We start from the raw sequence: 17984 nt of genomic DNA on the forward strand, positions 1-17984 counted from the left end.
TTCGACTGTTCCGACGTCTGCCGGCTCACTCAGCAGGTATCCCCAGAAATGACAAAGCCCCGAATAATCGGGGCTTTGTCGTACGGAATCTGCTGATGACGCAGTTCGAGGAAGCGCCGCTCAGGCTTGTTATTTCGTCGTTGGCTGCTTCGTACTGTCGCCCGCGTTGGCAGTCGTCACCCAATTACGCGTCTTTGGCGCCAATAATCGCTCGATGGCGCCACTCACCATGTTTTCCATCAAATTATCGCGCTCTTGTTCATCCAGCGAATGTTGCATCAGCCAACTGGGCGCGCTGTTGAGCAAGGCTGCAATGGCTCGACCCGCGGCCCGTTGCGCCGGTTCGCTCACGCGGGGTTTGGCTCCGAGCATCAGCAGCAATTTGCATTCGTATTGCTCGCGCAAGTGGCGGACCTGTTCCTGCTGCTCCTCGTTCAGGCAGCCGCTGTCGCGCTCCGCCAGTCGAAAATGCCAGGGCATTTCCTGGTGCAGATTCAGGTGGGCGCGGATCAGGCTGTTGAGCCTGTCGCGTTTTGCCGGCGCCTGTTGCTCAATGCGCCCCAAGGTTGCCAACAGCTCCTCGTAGAACTCCTCGATCAAGTCGAGCAGCAAGTGCTGTTTGCTGGGGTAATGGTGATACAACGAGCCTGGAGTGAGCCCCAGGCTCGTCGCCAGCTCACGCATGCCGACCTGACCGAAACCCTTGCTGGCAAACAGCTCCAGCACCTTGTCCCGGTACTCGGCAAACCGTGAGCAACGCTCAGGCATAGGCATGGAAGCCACGTCCCGTTTTGCGCCCCAGGTAACCAGCGGCGACCATTTCCTTGAGCAGCGGTGCAGGGCGATATTTGCTGTCATTGAAGCCGTCGTAAAAGGCTTCAAGAATGGCCAGCACTGTGTCCAGACCGATCAGATCCGCCAGAGCCAGTGGCCCGATCGGCTGATTGCAACCCAGGCGCATGCCGGCGTCGATGTCTTCGGCGCTGGCCAGGCCTTCCTGAAACACCAGGATCGCTTCATTGATCATCGGCACCAGAATCCGGTTGACCACGAAGCCCGGACGGTTGCCCGCGGTGATCGCGGTCTTGCCGAGGGTCTTTGCCATGTCCAACGCCAGGGCGTGGGTGGCATCGCTGGTTTGCAGGCCACGAATCACTTCGATCAGGCCCATCACCGGCACCGGGTTGAAAAAGTGCAGGCCGATGAAGCGCTCAGGCCGGCTCACGCTGGCGGCGAGTTGGGTGATGGACAGCGACGACGTGTTGGAAGCGATCACGCACTCGGCGCTGACCTGCGCGGCGATCTGTTGCAACACGTGCAGTTTCAGATCGAGGTTTTCGGTGGCGGCTTCGATCACCAGTTGCGCGTTCAACAGGCTGCTGTAATCGGTGCTGGTGCGAATCTTGTCGAGGGCAGCGAGCTTTTGCTCAAGCGTGAGCGTGTCTTTGGCGATCTGGCGATCGAGATTTTTATCGACGGTCGCGATTGCCTTTTGCAGAGCGCTCTCGGAAATGTCGATCAAGGTCACGTTGAAGCCGGCCAGGGCGCAGACTTGCGCGATGCCATTGCCCATGGTGCCGGCGCCGATAACGCCAATGTTCTGTAGGTTCATGCGTATGTCCTTGTGATCAAACCCGTTCGAACAACACGGCGATGCCTTGGCCACCACCGATGCACATGGTCGCCAGGGCATAACGGCCCTGACAGCGATGCAGTTCATGAATGGCTTTGGTGGCGATGATCGCGCCAGTGGCGCCCACCGGATGGCCCAGCGAGATGCCCGAACCGTTGGGGTTGACCTTCTGCGGATCGAAGCCCAGCTCTTGCGCTACGGCACAGGCCTGGGCGGCGAAGGCTTCGTTGGACTCGATCACGTCAAGGTCGGCAACGGTCAGGCCGGCACGCTTGAGCACCAAACGGGTGGCGGGAATCGGTCCCAGCCCCATCATTGAGGGCTCAACGCCTGCGTGGGCGTAACCCACCAGTCGAGCCATGGGCTTGAGACCCTGTTCCTGAACAGTTTGACCGGTGGCCATGATCAGTGCGCCGGCACCATCATTGAGACCAGACGCGTTGCCGGCGGTGACGGTACCGTCCTTTTTGAAGGCGGGTTTCATGCCGCTCAATTGTTCGGAACTGACCTCGGCCCTTACATGCTCATCCGTCGCAAACGAAACCGTCCCTTTGCGGGTCGCTATTTCAATCGGCACGATTTGCCCGGAAAAACGCCCTTCGGCAATTGCCCGGGCAGCACGCTGCTGGCTGAGAAGCGCCAATTCATCCTGGACCTGACGTGTGATGCCATAGTGCTCGGCGATATTTTCAGCGGTGATCCCCATGTGGAAACCGGCAAACGGGTCTTGCAGTGCGCCAAGCATGTAGTCGACGGCCTGCATGTCGCCCATTCGTGCGCCCCAGCGCGCTTGCGGCAACAGGTACGCGCCTCGGCTCATGGACTCGACGCCACCGGCCAGCGCAGCGCCCGCATCCCCCAGCATCAGACTTTGCGCGGCGCTGACAATCGCCTGTAAACCCGAACCGCAAAGGCGGTTGACGTTGAAGGCTGGGGTTTCTTTCGTCAGACCGGCATTCATCGCTACAACCCGGGAGATGTAGGCATCGCGTGCCTCGGTCGGGATCACATGCCCCATCACCGCATGACCGATGTGTTCGGGCGCCAGGCCTGATCGTTCGATAGCGGCGCGGCAAACGTCGGTTGCCAACTGAATAGGCGGCACATCCTTGAGTGAACCGCCAAAGCTGCCGATGGCAGAGCGGACAGCGCTCACTACAAAAATATCGGAATGGTTCATGTTGGCTCTCTGAACAGGTCTTTTTTGTTGGTCACAAGTCTAGAATCAGCAGCGCCACGGGCCTATGCCAAAACTGTTCAAGGGTGATGGCGTTTTTTGCCATGTTCAGATGTAACGAGAGAGGCATTCAAATGCGGGAAACGGATTCGGTGGCGGTTTACTTCATGTATCCCATGATCCATGCGTTGCGTGAGAAGCCGCAGCGTCTGCGGTCACTCCTTGAACAGGTGGGAATTGATCCGGCACTGATGGATCAGCCGACAGCACGGGTGCCGGCCACGGCTTTCGCCGCGTTGTGGCTGGCGCAGATTCGTGAGTTGAACGACGAATTTTTCCAGTTGGACTCCCATGGTATGCCGCCGGGCAGTTTTGCCTTGATCTGTCGGGCATTGATTCAGGAGCCGACGCTGGAAAAAGCCATGCGTCAGTGCCTGGCCAATTTCGCCTTGTTCCTGCGTGATTTTCGCGGCACGTTGAGTGTGCGTGGCAAGCGTGCGGTCATCAGCTTGCAGACCCGCTCGCAGAACAGCGAGATCAGCCGGCTGGGCGAAGAAACGTTTCTGGTGTTGATGATCAGTCTGCTGTGTTGGCTGGGCGGGCGGCGAATTCCCATCGATCGTGCGGACTTTCGTCATCAGCGTTTGTCGCTGCGTGATGACGCCTTGCTCTGGGGCCCCAACCTGACCTTTGGTACCGAACACACCGAAATCGAGTTCGCCAGTCACTACTTGCGGCTGCCGGTGGTTCAGGACCTTGCCTCGCTGAAAGTGTTTTTGCGCACCGCACCGCAATGGCTGGTGATCCGCTTCCGCAACCAGCATGGGCTGGCATCGCAGGTTCATCAGCGCCTGCGCCATAGCCATTACAGCGAATGGCCGACCTTGCAGGACTTCGCCCTGGAACAGCATCTGAGCCCCAGTACCTTTCGCCGGAAACTGGGACGTGAAGGCTGTTCGTATCAGGAAATCAAGGATGAGGTGCGGCGCGGGGTGGCGTTTGAACGGTTGCGCCAGAGTAAGGCGAACATCAGCGATATTGCCGAACAGTTGGGGTTTCAGGAGCCGAGTGCGTTTCACCGTGCCTTCAAAAAATGGACGGGGGAGAGCCCGGGGCAATACCGTTTGCGGTTTCAAGGTCGTAATGATTGACCCATCCGGGAAGTCTTTTTGTGGTCTGTTTAGTTCGAGATGTGTTGAGCATTGCGCTCGGATATCTACTCGGCTGCACTCATCCGTGCCGTACGCATCGGGGTGATCTGCGCGAGGTCGTCACCTCTGGCTCTGCCTGCGCCGGTCTCTGCCCGGCGTACTCAGTGGCTGGTCTGATTACCGGTCAGGTGCCTGCTTTGCTACAGATCACACTCCGATGCGCTCTCATTGAGAGGGGCGGGCAGTTATCGTCAGGCTGACGTGACGCTGGTTGTCATGCTCGCACGAAATACGCGATTTCAGAGGTGGGTGATGGAAAGGTCGCTGATGATGCAGACCGAACCGTCTTGCGGGTCAGTGGTGTCGGAGTAATCGATCTGGTTGTACACGCCGCCGTGGAAGGCGAGAGTTTTCGTGTCCCAGGTGTTGTCGAGGTGCATGATTGCAGAGGTGGATTTGACGCCATTACAGCTCGCCGAGACGGATACAGCGCCGCTCGAATTGGCGTGAATGTTGATTTTGAAAAGTGCACCGAGTGGCACGTCTTCCAGAATCGTCGTGTTCACCGGGTCTTCCTGGAGATAGCTCGACCGAAATCCCATCGTGATTCGGCCTTTGTTCCAAAACACTTTTACAGGTGGCCTTTCCGAACCCTGAACATGAATCTGGCTGATCACAACCTTCTGCAGCGAGTTGACCTTCGTGACTCGCATTTCTTGTCGGTTCCAGTGGTCAGCAGCGCTGGCGAACAACCAATAGCCTGGCTCTTTCCACTCGCAGCGCGTCCGCAGGGTGCTCTTGCTCGAAGCACCGAGCGTCGGCGCCGTCATTTGCAGCGAGCCATCTGGAAGCATCGAAACAACTTCCGGGCATTCAAGCAGTGCCCGCCAGCCGATCAATTCGAGCGCGATCGGGTTGGTGTCGGAGATTGGAAGCGGTGTAGCGATTGTGTAGTTGCTGATGTCTACGGTCATGGTCATTTCCCTATTTCATTTGATGTCACCCTTTGCTCAGTTGAGCCTTACGTTTGGTGCTGCTGGGCCTGTGATGCGTTGGCTTGAATTGAAATATAGGTATTCCCGTAATTTGTGTCAATGGGTATTCCCATAATTCAGCCGCTCCCACATTCTTATGGTGAGAGGGGGTCTGTATTTGGTGAGATTGGATGCGCTGAAATTCTTCTTGGGAGTGCAGCCACGCGCAGTACGACGAACGCCTCAAGCTCGTCCAGGCATCGAGGAGTGGCGTCCAGCAGAGCGTGTATCTGTTCTGCCAAGGCTGCAACCGTTGGAGCCAACTCAGCCCTTCAACGCGAATACATCGCCCACCAGAACACATGCCCCAGAATCGAAATCTGCTGCTCCTGGATTTGCTGGAACGTGTAGTCCTCGTCCGGATGCTCGTCTCGGTTAAAGCTTCGCAGGCGAATTCCGGTGGGTGTGCGGTACACCTGCTTGACCCTTAGCTGGCCGTGGTGGTTGATTGCGTACATCTCGCCGTCGACGATATCGCTCAATGTATTCTTGCCGACATTCACGCCAACTGTGGCACCGTCGCGCAGCACCGGCAGCATGCTGTTGCCGCTCACCGCCACGCACTTCGCGTTGCTGAACTGAACGTTGTTGTGGCGAAGGTCTTTCTTGAAGAAGCGCAGCCTGGCGCTGGCGCTTTCGGCAATCGCGAATCGGCCGGAGCCCGCTGCTAACTCCACTTCCTGGAGAAATGGCACGTAAACCTCGTCGTCATCGAGCGGGGTTTCGTCATCCCATGTCTCAATGTCTGACATTGCCACGTTTGGTTGAGTGCGCTCAGCGGTTACTGCAACACCTTTGAGCATGTCGCCACTGCCTTCAGCGAGCCACATAGGGGAGACACCACAGACCGAAGCAATCTGAGCAGCAAAGGCTGTCGCCTTCGATTTGCCGCGCTCAAGGTCGGAAATTGATGTCTGCGTGAGGCCGGCGCGCTCGGCAAGCTCGGTCTGGTTTAGACCGGCATGGCGACGGGCGATTTTGAGTCTTTCTTTAAATTCCATCCGCGAAGTATTACGGGCGCTCCCATACTCTTGCAAGTCGGTATTCCTATTATTTATGTGGTATGGGTGTTCCTGTATGGGCGCCCCCCCCCAAAAAAAGCGCTCAATGTCTGGAAGCATTGTGATCACCACAGCCTGGGTGGGCTCACTAAATTCAGAGCCGCATCATTGGCAGTGGGCTCAGTGGGTTCGTTAGCAGTCGTTTGAGCGAAAGCTGGACTAAGCGAATGTGAAATCCTGCATCAGGAAAGGCCGAGAATATCTCACGTCGCTTCTGTCGTGAGAGTCCAAAAGTAACCGCACCACGGGAGACGTCGACCCAATCGGCTTTGCGAAATACCTCTGCTAGGTTCTGTGGATCGCGATGGGACCGAGTTATTTTATGGTGGTTGCGAATGATCAAGATAATTTCTTGCGCCCAATCCAGCTTGTCGATTTCCTGAAGGTAGTCTTCTGCCAATTGCTCTGAGGGGGGCAAATAATCAAACGTCTTGGCCGTCCATATACCAAGATCATGAAATACCCCGGCCAAAACTATCTTTTCTAGATTCACAGCGTCCAGCGTACTGAGCGAGCAACAAAAGTTGATGACTCGGTACACATGATTTCGGTATCCGGTGAAGTCATTGCCGAGGTTTCCGGCATAGCGCTGAAGCAGTTCGTCCAGCAGCTCAATTTTGGTGAGCACTGTTCCATCCTCCTTGTTTGGAGGGGCTACTTTATAGGCTTGGATGCCTTGCATAAAGGCGCCCAGTGGAGAATGCGAAATTGCACTCCACTTGAACACCCGTTTGCATCGACCTGACCAGTCATTTGCATTCGTTCTGACTACCGATTGCATTGGATTCGAGCAGCATGCTTTGCAACCATGTACGGCAGAGAACGGCCAGAAGCGGTCGGCGGGATGCGCCTGGAAAAGGAGTTGATTCAATGGGCATCAGAAATGACGGTGCGTGCGGACACGATGGCTGATATCTTTCCTGCGCACCAAATCGCCTCCAGTCGGCGCTGATCCCATCAAGGAAGATAGAAACAATGAAAGTGTTATTCATCGCTTCGCTAGGAATTGCATCGCTAATTCAAGCATCACTATCCTTCGCGGATAATGTTAATGGAAAAAATCTCTATTTACAGCGATGCAGCATGTGCCACGGAGTAGATCTTAAAGCAACAGGACCATTGGCTAATAAAAGCAATCCTCCTACGCCTGATCTAACAACATCCGCTTTCAAAAAGCGATTAAATGATTATCCGGGCGTAATTGTATCATCGATAATACTTCGTCCAAATGGAGACTTGATTCCAAGAACGTTGCGAGAGAATGGTGTAAAGCTATCGCCGTACGCTTGGAGGATTAAAGATCTACGCGATTTAAATGAATACATGGGTGGTGTGATTTCAAAGAATCGATGATTTTAGAGATGAGAGGCAGGCACAGAAATTTAAATGCCATTTCAGGTTTTAGGGCTTGTGGGGCAATGCCGGTGAGTCAGTCGACCTCGCGCGGGCACATCGATAATGAACAATCTCCGATTAATACAAGCTCGGGTGGCTCTTCGCATCAAGCAGCAGTCGGCTGCGGTCGTGACAGGCAAGTAACGGCCAATAGCGGCCCTTCATAGGCGGCTGCTTTCGTCCCCTGTAAACGGCATCTCCAGGGTCTTCGCGATTCGGGCCAATATCTTTGTGCATTCTTCAGAAACAATAAGCGGTGGCTCATTAATCATGTAAAGCAGGTGTTCGAACGCTATTCCAGCCTCGTTGTGATCGACATAATCGAGAACGATTTCACCACCATTCTCTAAACCTGCCTGAGCTAACGCATGGTCATCCGGTACTGGGCCGGTTTGTTCGTATGCAATGGACATCAGCGCGGTGATTTCCTTGAGCGCCTCTATGAAGTCGGTTCTCAAGTCGTGGTTATGGCCGCTCACTAAAAACGCTCCTTCGATTAAGATAACTTGCGGTCAGCATGCCTCTGGTCGATTGCGGCCCATCGAGATCGACTGCCAACGACCAAAAGCGGACTGAATGAGTTTTTCGATTCACTCTGAAGGTAGAGCGGGCTGGCGCTCACTCATAAAACTTGCCAGCCAACAATATGGTCGCGCAACGCAGCCATACGTTTGATACCGGAGCATTCGATAGAGAGCTCCTGCTACTGGCGCTCGCCCAAGCAGCCGCTGCATCAAGAAACGTATCTACAGACCCATTTTCCCACCCCAAGGCACCGGGTCCATAGGGGGATGATGGCGTCGTCTTCTTCAACACACGCTCATTGGAAAAATCAGAACCAAGCGCCTCGATAAACCCGATGAACGATTGCTCATCGTTTACGCTTTCCAACAACTCATAAAGATCTACAGACATAGGCATCCTTGCATCGGCGGATTAGCGAAAGAGTGCTGGCCGGCATGCTGCTATGCAGTTAGATGGACAGTCAACCTCTACCATTGCCAGCGTCCGCTTTGGGGCGTTTTCAGTCGGTCGCGGCCGGCTGAAAACGGCCATTTCCGATCAACCGTGACAGATACAAACTCGCCAGCAGGCCTTGCTGCGGCTCCAGATTTTTGCCTGGAGTGGGGGACGAGCATATCGGATTAACATTCCAACATTCTCAATGTCACATCTATCACATTTCATGTCGCAGATAATTGAGAACCTGCGGCAGACTTGCGTGATATCACAAAGCCTTTACTGTCAAGCCCGAGTGAGTCGTCGCATAACTTAGAAGTTATGCGACAGTTTTTTAACGCCGCTACACCAGTATCAAAGCGCAAGGTCAATCGTAAAAAGTGAACTCACTCATCTTGAACGCTGCGCCCACGGCCACCCCTAAATTCATACGTTCGTTAGTCATCATCAGCCATATGACCATGCGAGGGGTGTATTGCCGCTTACCTCACGTAAATTCCCGAGACGGCTCCCCATTAATATGTATGGCTTGAGTGAGGCAGTAGCCGCGATTTCTGACTGCGCGAAAGAGATGCCTTCCTCCAGCGTTTTTCTTGAATTTTATTTGCAGTCTACTCAAACTCATCTCCAGGCCGCGATAGCGCTCAGGATCTCTCCCAATACTACTAATTAGCTCTGCTCTACTGATTACGCGCTCCTCCTTGAGGAGCATGTTTTTTACAATGATGCCCTCAATATTTGTTAAGTGTATTTGAATGGCGTCGTCGAATAAGATTCGATTATTTATATCAAGCTTCCAACGTTGAGGGTGTTGAAGTGATATCTCTGCAAATTTTGTCATGGTTTCTGATTATAAGATTCATGAGTGCAACAAAAAACAAATCGCAAAAACATTACTTATTTTTGTCTTCCGCAATGTAGTTCTAGGGGCGTGTTTTTAAGGGTGAGTTTTATTAAGGTGAGTGCACGGTAGGTCGTGGGCTTTCAGTAATATATTTGTAGGCTGGACATTAAGCGCTTACTAATAAAACTCTTAATTGTCCAGATTCAACGTTGAAGCAGGTAATCGTAGGATGTATCGATCAGCCGTGGCTGGATCGACCGCTCACTCATTGTCTCTTCTCCATTCGTGGGAAATGCGCAGATTTCTCCATAGATATTTCGTGCCCGTGAGAGCCCTGGGCTTGCTGCGCAGGCTTGAGGAGGAGTTTATAGGCAGGGCGCGCGCCAGCCTTTCATTTGGCGACAGCGCTTTTTCATTTCATGACAAACCATAACCTTTGGTTAATCTGACAATGCACATAGCTTGTTTGAGTCAGTTTTTGCGTGGTGGTCATGCCCCTCTCCAGACGTACCAATATGTCGTCAGTGGTGTGCAAATTCGCGGATGGGGTCTGAGAGTACGAAATCCTGAGGGGTCAGCTTTGGGCCATTCTCTGCCGGTCATGTCCGCGAAACGTGCTGGTCAAATCGGTTGCAAATGACTGGTCAGGCCGAATGTAAATGGGTGGGCAAGTCTGTGCAATTACTCAGAGAACGCGCCAAGGGCTTTGGGTGCATTCGGCGAAATGATTTGTTACCTGGGTACCATTTTTCACCCATTTGGGGCGCACTGGGCCATTTCGTAGCACACGGTGAGTACCACGCTGATCTATAGATCAGCGTCTCTTGAGTCGAAACTCCTTTCCAATTAAGCGCTTGAAGCAGTGCTACACAGTCTGGCACGGTTTCTGCTTTTTTGAATCCATGGATAATTGGATACAAAACTGCAAAAGGTGACTTTATGCAATTCGCTCCCGCTTACATTGAGCGTCAGCCCCTGACCGCCGAGGAGGAGGCTTACAACTTTCTGCTGGAAGCGATCTGTGGCGGCCGTTACCGCAAAGGCGACCGGTTGATCGCCGAGGACATCGCCACTGAGATCGGCATGAGCCGCATGCCGGTGCGCGAAGCCTTCCGACGCCTCGATGCTCAAGGCCTGGTGACCTTGCGGCCTAACCGCGGGGCGATAGTCAGCGGCCTGAACATCGACGAACTGCACGAAGTCTTCGAGATGCGCAGTGCCCTCGAGGGCCTGGCCATCCGCGTCGCCGTGGCCAAGATCGGTGAGCGTCAGCTGGCGGCTCTGGAACGCATGCTGGACGAGATGGATGACTACCGCGACGAAAGCGCGGAATGGGTCAGCCGTCATCGGGCTTTCCATGAATACCTGTGCAGCCTCAGCGGCCGTCCGCGTTTGATGAAGCAAATCTCGGCCCTGTACTCGCTGATCGAGGCGCCCATGCGCCTGTGGCTGCAACACGGTGAAAAGCCCTTGAGTGCCCGCCAGGAACACGCGGTGATCCTTGATGCCATTCGCTCAGGTGATGCCGACCAGGCCGAGTCGGTGGTGCGTCAGCACATCGAGGGCACAGTGCCGGCGCTGATTCAGTTCCTGCAATCGGAAAAATAGAATCGGGCTCGAGCCCGACCGTGTGTTGACTTTGAGTACTGCCCCGTTACTAAACAACTGGAGTGTCTGGTCATGCATAAACGCCGTGTGTTGCTTGCTGCTGTATCCCTGGGACTCTGCGCACAGTGGGCGTTCGCCACGCCCCAAGTGCCGGAACGACTGCAAAAGGCCGAAAAACTCACGTATTGCTCGGGCATGGACTCGCCACCCTTGGTGTCTTTCGATGAGGCGCAAAAACCCAGGGGCCTGACTGTCGATCTGGGGCTGGAAATCGCCAAGCGCCTGGGAGACAAATCGGTGCAATGGCGGGTCATTCCATTCTCCGGGTTGCTGCCGGCATTGCTCGCCCAGCAGTGCGACATGATCGTCGATCAGCTGTTCGACAAGCCCGAACGCCGGGAAGTGATCGACATCGTCAACTACATGTATTCCAGCCAGTCAGTGGTCGTTCCCAAAGGCAATCCCAAGGGGATCAAAACCCTGGATGGACTGTCTGGGCACAAGGTGGCAGTGCTCAATGGCTCCACGATCAAAACCTTGTTGGACGCCGAGAATGAAAAGCTCACCAAGGCTGGCAAGACACCGATGAAACTGGTGGTTTACAACAGTGATACTGACGCCTTCCAGGCGCTGCGTATCAGTCAGGTGGACGCTTACGGCACCACCGTAGAAACAGCAGGTTACTACGCCGCAATGGCGCCTGATTTATTCGAGGAGGGGGTGCCAGCCTTCAGCCGGATTCTCACGGGTTTAGGGACCCGCAAGGATGATTCCCAGCTCACCACCGCAGTACAGCAGATCATCAGTGACATGCGCAGTGACGGCAGTTATGTGCAGTTGTTGAGCAAATGGCATGTTTCCAGCGACACACTCGACTGAGGCGAGCGCTCGATGAATTTCAATTGGGATGTGTTCTGGCAATACCTTTTGCAGCCCAGCGGGGTGTACCTCACTGGGCTCTGGTTGACCTGCCTGATCAGTGTGCTGGCAATGGCGTTGGGCTGCGTGCTGGGGCTGGCGGCGGCGCTGATGCGTCTGTCGCGCAACCCGTTGCTCAACCTGCCGGTACGGTTTTATGTGTGGCTGATGCGCGGCACGCCGCTGTTGGTGCAAATCGTTTTTCTCTATACCGCTTTGGCGGCCGGCGGCATTTTCCGTTTCGAGGACGTGGAACTGTTTGGTTTGGTGGTGCCGGGCAATATTCAGGCAGCGATCATCGCCTTGGGCCTGAACGAAGGCGCCTACATGGCCGAGATCATTCGTGCCGGGATTGGCGCCGTGGACAAGGGTCAGTACGAGGCTGGGCGTTCGCTGGGCATGACCTTCGCCAAATTGATGCGGCGTATCGTTTTGCCTCAGGCGTTCCGGGTCATCGTTCCGCCGTTGGGCAACGAATTCAACGTGATGCTCAAGAACACGACGCTGGTCAGCGTGATTGGTGTGCAGGAGTTGCTGCTGAGTACGCAAATGGTCACGTCGGCGACATTCCGGGTATTTGAACTGTACCTGGTGGTGGCGATTTATTTCCTGCTGCTGACCACCCTCTGGGGCTTCTTCCAGCGTTGGCTGGAAGCGCGTTTCGGACAGTCCGATCGACCCGCACCGCCAGCAGCCGGCAGTCGCATGTTTGGCCGCGGCACGCTCAAATTGCTTAGGGGGCGTTAAGCATGGCGCACAAAAGTGAAGAACTGATTATCGAGGCCCTGGACATTCATAAGTCTTTTGGCGACCTGGAGATTCTCAAGGGGATTTCCTTGCAGGTGCGGCGCGGTGAAGTGGTGGTGTTGATCGGTGCATCGGGTTCAGGCAAGACCACCTTCATTCGCTGCATTAATCTGCTGGAGGACATTCAAGGCGGGCGCATACGCGTCAACGGTCGCTCCATGGGCTACCGCGAGCGCGCCGACGGCAGCCTGGTGCGCGACTCCGAGCGCAACATCGCTCGCCAGCGTCGGGACATCGGCATGGTCTTTCAACGTTTCAATCTGTTCCCCCACATGACCGCGCTGGAAAACATCATTGAGGCACCGATCCAGGTGCTCGGTGTGCCACGCGCCGAAGCGTTGGAACAGGCCCGGGCCTTGCTCGCCCGGGTCGGCCTGGCGGACAAGGCCATGCATTATCCATCGATGTTGTCCGGTGGACAGCAGCAGCGCGTGGCAATCGCCCGGGCGCTGGCGATGAAACCTCAAGCCATGCTGTTCGACGAGCCCACCAGCGCCCTGGATCCGGAAACCGTCGGCGAGGTCCTGCAGGTGATGAAGCAGTTGGCCGATGACGGCATGACCATGGTAGTGGTCACCCATGAAATGGGTTTTGCCCGGGAAGTCGCTGATCGCGTGGTGGTTCTCGATCAGGGCGAACTGATTGAGCAGGGTCCGCCGGAGCAGATCTTCAGTCGACCGACACACCCGCGAACTCAGGCCTTTCTCAGCCGTGTGCTGTGACTTTTCAGTCGGGTCTTTCTTACCCGGTAATGGAACCGGATACCTGCGGCCAATGAATCTTTGTTTGGAAGAGCTTTTGCCATGTTGAAATTTTCTGCCCACGAATATCCCTATCCGTCGCAACGTCAGAGTGTGTTTGCCCGCCGTGGCATGGTCGCGGCTTCACAGCCACTGGCCGCCGAGGCCGGCATCGAGATTATGCGCAACGGCGGTAATGCCATTGATGCCGCGATCGCTACAGCGGCGGCGCTAACGGTAGTTGAACCCACCGGCTGCGGCTTGGGCGGCGACGCCTTTGCTCTGGTCTGGAGCAAAGGCCAATTGCACGGACTGAACGGCAACGGCCAAGCGCCGGCGGCACTGACGATCGATGCAGTCAAGGCGTGTGGTCACGAGCAGATGCCGCTTTATGGCTGGACGCCGGTCACGGTGCCCGGTTGCCCTTCGGCCTGGGCGGAGTTGTCCAGACGGTTCGGCAAGCTGCCCTTTGCCGAGTTGCTGCAGCCCGCGATCAGTCTGGCCCGGGAGGGCTTCCCAGTGTCGCCGGTGGTCGCCCGACAATGGCAGACTGCTCTGGATGAATTCAGCCCCCATCGAGACCCGGTGCTAGACGCCTGGTTCGACACGTTCCTGATTGATGGCCGTGCGCCAAAGGCCGGTGAATTATTCCGCAATCCGGCGCAAGCCCGAACGCTGGAAGAACTGGCGAACAGTGCTTGCGAAAGCCTTTATCGCGGCGCTCTGGCTCAGCGGCTGGATGCCCATTCCCGCGCCACCGGCGGCTACCTGCGAGCCAGCGACCTGCAGGACTATCGCGCCCAATGGGTGGACCCGATCAGCATCAATTACCGCGGTTACGATGTGTGGGAAATCCCTCCAAGCGGGCAAGGATTGGTGGCCCTGATGACCCTGAAAATCCTCCAGGGTTTCGACTTCGATCACCGAGACAGCCAGCAGACCTGGCATCGTCAATTGGAAGCCATGAAGCTGGCCTACAGCGATGGCCTGCATTACATCACCGATCCGCTGCACATGCGTGTGGCGGTGGCTGATCTTCTCAGCGACACCTATAGCCGCCAACGCCGTGAACAGATCGTTGATCAGGCTCAGCAACCTGATCCCGGTGATCCTCACGCCAGCGGTACGGTGTACCTGGCCACGGCAGATGCGCAGGGCAATATGGTGTCCTTCATCCAGAGTAACTACCACGGCTTCGGTTCCGGCGTGGTGCTGCCAGACAGCGGCATCGCCTTGCAGAACCGTGGGCAGGAATTCAGTCTCGACCCTGACCACGCCAACTGCCTGGCACCGGGCAAAAAGACCTTCCACACCATCATTCCTGGCTTCATCAGTAAAGGTGACGCGCCGGTGGGACCGTTCGGCGTCATGGGTGGCTACATGCAGCCCCAAGGCCATGTGCAGATGGTCATGAACCTGGTGGATTTTGGTCTCAATCCTCAAGCGGCGCTGGACGCACCGCGATGGCAATGGCTGGGAGGCATGAAAGTCGGCATCGAGCAGGGGGCGTCGAGGGACTTGGCCGCTTCGCTGGCCCGGCGCGGACATAAGGTTCAGGTCGATTGCGACCTGATCAACTATGGCCGAGGGCAGATCATCATCCGCGACCCTGACACCGGTGTGTTGTGCGGCGGCACCGAGCCGCGGGCCGATTCCCATATTGCTGTGTGGTAACGGGTAGCTGAAAACAAACGAAGACGACTCGGTCTCTTCTGCGTGAAAAATACGCTGTGCATCCGTGCGCGGAACTGATGCACAGCGTGGCCTCGCGTGTTCTCCAGCTTTGTTCGACTGGACGTGGTTGGGGCGCGGTAGGTTCAGTGGAGATTGCTGGGGCTTAGAGGGGCTGCTCGCTCGCATCCCCAGAAACGACAAAGCCCTGAAAACACTTCAAAACCACTGATTGCTAAAACAATCAGGATCCGAAAGTAGCTCACTCGGTCGAAGGGACGGATGCTTTGCTGCCCAAGCGGATCAGCTCATTGGAAAAACACAGGCCGACGATGATCAGTACTGCCCCTGCGTACAGGCTTTCGCGCGGTACTTCATTGAGCACCACAAACGCCAGCAGCGCGGCGAACAACGGCTCGGTCAGCTCCAGCGCCTGCACTTGGGATGGCTTGAGATATTCGATGGCCTTGGTGGTGCAGAAGAAGCCCAGGATTGTCGGCAGCGCGGCCAGCGCCAGCAGTGCGGCGATCGCCAGCGGCGACAGCTCGCCGATCGCGAAACCATCGGCCGCTGCCGGCATCAGCAGGTACAGGCTGCCAAAGAACAACAATTGCCGCGTGAAGTGCAGCCCCCCCGACACACCCATCCGCTTCATGGCAACCGAAAAGGCCCCATAGCCGCAGCCGGCCATGGAGGCTAGCGCAGCACCTTGTAAGGTAAAGCCCTGCTGCAGGTCGGCGCCGAAGATCACCGCGATCCCAGCGATAGCCAGTGCGGCGCCCACGGTAGCGTTCGCGGTGATGGCATCCTTGAGGAAAATGCGCCCCAGAATGATCGAGGAAATTGAGGCACTGGCCATCAGCACAACCACCACACCTGCTGCAGCGTAATGTCGATAGGCGGACGTTTCGAAGTGGAACAGCACAAAGATGCCAAGGAATGCGCAGATAGCCGCCTGAGTCCATTTGGTCGTCGACGCCGGGCGCTTGAGGAAAAGCAGTAAGATCGAGAGAAGCATGCAACCCAGTACGGTCTTGATGACAGCGACACTGCTGGCGGTGAAGCCATTACTCATGAGTACTTTGCTGAGTACACCGATCGTTGCGTTCAGTGCCGCGGCGGAGAGGGCAAATATGATGCCTTTGCTGAAAGTAGATTGCATTGATGACGATCCCTGTCGCTGATTTGTCGTTCGATAGAATGCCGCCCCACATCGACGGGACGTTTACTCCCGTGCATCGCCGTGAAGGCGTGCTGAAGCGGATGGTTGAGGTGATTGCGGGTGGCGAGAAAAACGACTTTGGCCTTGGCAATCATCGGAATATGCTCGGCGAGTTCGATAAATCAAGTCAAGGCCTTGAAGGTAGTCAGATACGGCAACAGCGTTAAGCCACTTACTCCTTCCGGGCAGATTCCGTAGCAGGGATAATGCGCCTTTCCCACCAACCGGGTGAATTACTCGCCCAGCACAAGCAGCCGCCTGGACTCGGCTGCCACCACCACAGGAAGGAGCTTTCACATGTCATACCGGCTTGCCATTTTCGACTTCGACGGCACGCTCGCTGATTCCTTTCCGTTCTTTGTTTCAGTGTTCAACCAGGTCGCTGACAGACACGCATTCAGTCGAATTCACCCGCAAGAGTTGGACGGTCTGCGCAAGCAGGGGGCTCGGGAGATCATGGCTCATATCGGAATGCCTCGCTGGAAGTTGCCTCTGGTGGCGCGAACCTTCATGAGCTTGATGAAGAAACATCGAAGCTCGATCCCACTGTTTAATAACATCGCCAATACCCTCGCCCATCTTGACGAGAGAGGACTGATTCTGGCGGTGGTGTCTTCTAATTCCCAAGAAAATATCACGCAAATTTTGGGCTCCAGCTGTCAACATATCCGGGCCTTCGAGTGCGGCGCCTCCATTTTCGGCAAGGCGTCTCGCTTGCGCCGCGTCATGCGCAAATTCGACGTGGCGCAAGAGGAAGTTATCTACATCGGCGACCAGCCTACGGATGGTGAAGCAGCAGCGACTGCCGGTATCGCCTTTGGTGCGGTCGCCTGGGGGTATGGAGCATATGATGCATTCCACAGTCTTCAGTCCCATGAGTGGTTCGCCGATGTGAGCGAATTACGGCGACTGGCAGGAAGTGATACGCACCTTGAGTCATCCGCAAGTTTATAGGCTTGACCACTGAGTGGCGATTTCAGCCGATTCCAACAATCAGCCTCTGGCCGAGAGCTGTCAGTGGTGAGGGGAAACTTTCGACCCAAGGCAGCCGTTGAGACCTATGTGTTGTCGCTTTATGTTATTCGTTTTCATGGAGGATTCTGACTGATGGCACGCGTGGGATTGATACTGACACCCGGTTTTGCGGACTGGGAATATGCTTTCATTGCAGGAACCGCATCCCCGTTCTACGGGATCGACGTTAGGTTTTTCACCTCTACTACGGGGCAGTTCCGCTCGCAGGGTGGATTGGAAGTAACTGTGAATTGCAGCTTGCAACAATGCCTGGACTGGAAACCGGACGTTGTTGTCGTCATCGGTGGAATGATCTGGGAACGTGCAGATGCACCGGATATTCGGGACTTTCTTCATACTAGTCGTTCAAGTGGCGCGACAATTGCCGGTATCTGTGGGGGAACGCTGGCACTTGCGAGAGCCGGGCTTCTCGACACGGTTTCTCATACCTCGAACAGCGCTGACTTTTTACAACAGAATGCCGCAGGTTATGAAGGGGCCTCGCTTTATCGAAGCAGTCCAGTAGCTGTGGTTGCTGACCGCATCATAACTGCGCCAGGTCCTGCACCCGTTAGCTTTACCTGTGCAGTGTTCGAAGCTGCCGGGTTATCTTCAGAGATCATTTCTCAGTTCAGGTCAATGTTGGCAGCAGAACACGGGTGACCGCTTCGTCATGAAAAAACAGCCAACCAGGTGATGTGCTCGAGTGTCCGCTCTTGGCCGATTCTGTTGAAAAAGTCGGCTTCGGT

The 17984-nt window shown here is 55.7% G+C and carries 19 protein-coding genes; 10 read left to right on the forward strand and 9 right to left on the reverse strand.

Annotation, left to right across the window (positions count from 1 at the left end):
- Window positions 1-129: 129 nt before the first annotated feature.
- The 3 genes from LOY36_RS11065 to LOY36_RS11075 are packed head-to-tail and all read right to left on the reverse strand — an operon-like array spanning window position 130 to window position 2813.
- Window positions 130-774: a TetR/AcrR family transcriptional regulator gene (locus LOY36_RS11065; RefSeq protein ID WP_258673490.1), complete on the reverse strand. Its 645-nt coding sequence runs from the start codon at window positions 772-774 to the stop codon at window positions 130-132.
- Window positions 761-1612: a 3-hydroxybutyryl-CoA dehydrogenase gene (locus LOY36_RS11070; protein ID WP_258673492.1), complete on the reverse strand. Its 852-nt coding sequence runs from the start codon at window positions 1610-1612 to the stop codon at window positions 761-763. The genes LOY36_RS11065 and LOY36_RS11070 overlap by 14 nt, the downstream gene beginning before the upstream one ends.
- 16 nt (window positions 1613-1628) lie before the next feature.
- Window positions 1629-2813, reverse strand: coding sequence for an acetyl-CoA C-acyltransferase family protein (locus LOY36_RS11075; protein ID WP_258673494.1), 1185 nt, complete (start codon window positions 2811-2813; stop codon window positions 1629-1631).
- Between the two features lie 131 nt (window positions 2814-2944).
- Here LOY36_RS11075 and LOY36_RS11080 point away from each other — a divergent pair, with 131 nt between their 5' ends.
- Complete coding sequence (locus tag LOY36_RS11080; RefSeq protein WP_258673496.1) at window positions 2945-3961, forward strand: AraC family transcriptional regulator; 1017 nt, start codon at window positions 2945-2947, stop codon at window positions 3959-3961.
- Window positions 3962-4260: 299 nt separating this feature from the next.
- On the opposite strand, the gene LOY36_RS11085 is transcribed toward LOY36_RS11080, so the two are convergent.
- The 3 genes from LOY36_RS11085 to LOY36_RS11095 form a co-directional block, all read right to left on the reverse strand.
- A complete protein-coding gene (locus LOY36_RS11085; protein ID WP_258673498.1) occupies window positions 4261-4935 on the reverse strand; it encodes a polysaccharide lyase family 7 protein in 675 nt (224 codons plus the stop codon).
- A 332-nt stretch (window positions 4936-5267) separates the two neighbouring features.
- A complete protein-coding gene (locus LOY36_RS11090) occupies window positions 5268-5996 on the reverse strand; it encodes a helix-turn-helix transcriptional regulator (protein WP_064617062.1) in 729 nt (242 codons plus the stop codon).
- Between the two features lie 154 nt (window positions 5997-6150).
- On the reverse strand, window positions 6151-6684 hold the full coding sequence (locus LOY36_RS11095) for an HD domain-containing protein (RefSeq protein WP_258673499.1): 534 nt from the start codon (window positions 6682-6684) through the stop codon (window positions 6151-6153).
- A gap of 347 nt (window positions 6685-7031) precedes the next feature.
- Between LOY36_RS11095 and LOY36_RS11100 the strand changes: the two genes are divergently transcribed.
- Window positions 7032-7409 (forward strand): c-type cytochrome, encoded by a 378-nt coding sequence (locus LOY36_RS11100; protein WP_081626537.1) that lies wholly within the window; start codon window positions 7032-7034, stop codon window positions 7407-7409.
- Window positions 7410-7612: 203 nt separating this feature from the next.
- Here LOY36_RS11100 and LOY36_RS11105 read toward each other — a convergent pair whose 3' ends face one another.
- Together LOY36_RS11105 and LOY36_RS11110 are read right to left on the reverse strand one after the other, a co-directional pair.
- The gene (locus LOY36_RS11105) at window positions 7613-7930 is read right to left on the reverse strand and encodes a hypothetical protein (protein ID WP_258673500.1); all 318 of its coding nucleotides are present in this window, start codon (window positions 7928-7930) and stop codon (window positions 7613-7615) included.
- Between the two features lie 139 nt (window positions 7931-8069).
- Window positions 8070-8366 (reverse strand): hypothetical protein, encoded by a 297-nt coding sequence (locus tag LOY36_RS11110; RefSeq protein WP_258673501.1) that lies wholly within the window; start codon window positions 8364-8366, stop codon window positions 8070-8072.
- Between the two features lie 1828 nt (window positions 8367-10194).
- On the opposite strand from LOY36_RS11110, the gene LOY36_RS11115 reads away from it, so the two are divergent.
- The 5 genes from LOY36_RS11115 to LOY36_RS11135 all read left to right on the forward strand — a co-directional run bounded on the left by LOY36_RS11115 (window position 10195) and on the right by LOY36_RS11135 (window position 15002).
- Window positions 10195-10863 carry a GntR family transcriptional regulator gene (locus LOY36_RS11115; RefSeq protein ID WP_018930317.1) on the forward strand — a complete coding sequence of 223 codons (669 nt, stop codon included), beginning with the start codon at window positions 10195-10197 and terminating at the stop codon, window positions 10861-10863.
- 72 nt (window positions 10864-10935) lie between these two features.
- Window positions 10936-11742: an ABC transporter substrate-binding protein gene (locus tag LOY36_RS11120; protein WP_258673502.1), complete on the forward strand. Its 807-nt coding sequence runs from the start codon at window positions 10936-10938 to the stop codon at window positions 11740-11742.
- 12 nt (window positions 11743-11754) lie between these two features.
- On the forward strand, window positions 11755-12528 hold the full coding sequence (locus tag LOY36_RS11125; RefSeq protein ID WP_007941905.1) for an amino acid ABC transporter permease: 774 nt from the start codon (window positions 11755-11757) through the stop codon (window positions 12526-12528).
- A gap of 2 nt (window positions 12529-12530) precedes the next feature.
- Complete coding sequence (locus LOY36_RS11130; RefSeq protein WP_084320064.1) at window positions 12531-13310, forward strand: amino acid ABC transporter ATP-binding protein; 780 nt, start codon at window positions 12531-12533, stop codon at window positions 13308-13310.
- A gap of 81 nt (window positions 13311-13391) precedes the next feature.
- Window positions 13392-15002, forward strand: a complete 1611-nt coding sequence (locus LOY36_RS11135) for a gamma-glutamyltransferase family protein (RefSeq protein ID WP_258673505.1) — start codon at window positions 13392-13394, stop codon at window positions 15000-15002.
- 259 nt (window positions 15003-15261) lie between these two features.
- Here the strand turns inward: LOY36_RS11135 and LOY36_RS11140 are convergent, their stop codons facing one another.
- The gene (locus LOY36_RS11140) at window positions 15262-16161 is read right to left on the reverse strand and encodes a DMT family transporter (protein WP_018930051.1); all 900 of its coding nucleotides are present in this window, start codon (window positions 16159-16161) and stop codon (window positions 15262-15264) included.
- A 2-nt stretch (window positions 16162-16163) separates the two neighbouring features.
- Here LOY36_RS11140 and LOY36_RS11145 point away from each other — a divergent pair, with 2 nt between their 5' ends.
- The 3 genes from LOY36_RS11145 to LOY36_RS11155 all read left to right on the forward strand — a co-directional run bounded on the left by LOY36_RS11145 (window position 16164) and on the right by LOY36_RS11155 (window position 17898).
- The gene (locus LOY36_RS11145; protein WP_258673507.1) at window positions 16164-16388 is read left to right on the forward strand and encodes a hypothetical protein; all 225 of its coding nucleotides are present in this window, start codon (window positions 16164-16166) and stop codon (window positions 16386-16388) included.
- Between the two features lie 130 nt (window positions 16389-16518).
- A complete protein-coding gene (locus tag LOY36_RS11150; RefSeq protein ID WP_258673508.1) occupies window positions 16519-17175 on the forward strand; it encodes an HAD hydrolase-like protein in 657 nt (218 codons plus the stop codon).
- Between the two features lie 153 nt (window positions 17176-17328).
- Complete coding sequence (locus LOY36_RS11155; protein ID WP_258673512.1) at window positions 17329-17898, forward strand: DJ-1/PfpI family protein; 570 nt, start codon at window positions 17329-17331, stop codon at window positions 17896-17898.
- Window positions 17899-17984: the final 86 nt, after the last annotated feature.

Origin of the sequence: Pseudomonas sp. B21-019 (assembly GCF_024749225.1) — a bacterium.
Classification (GTDB): Bacteria; Pseudomonadota; Gammaproteobacteria; order Pseudomonadales; family Pseudomonadaceae; genus Aquipseudomonas.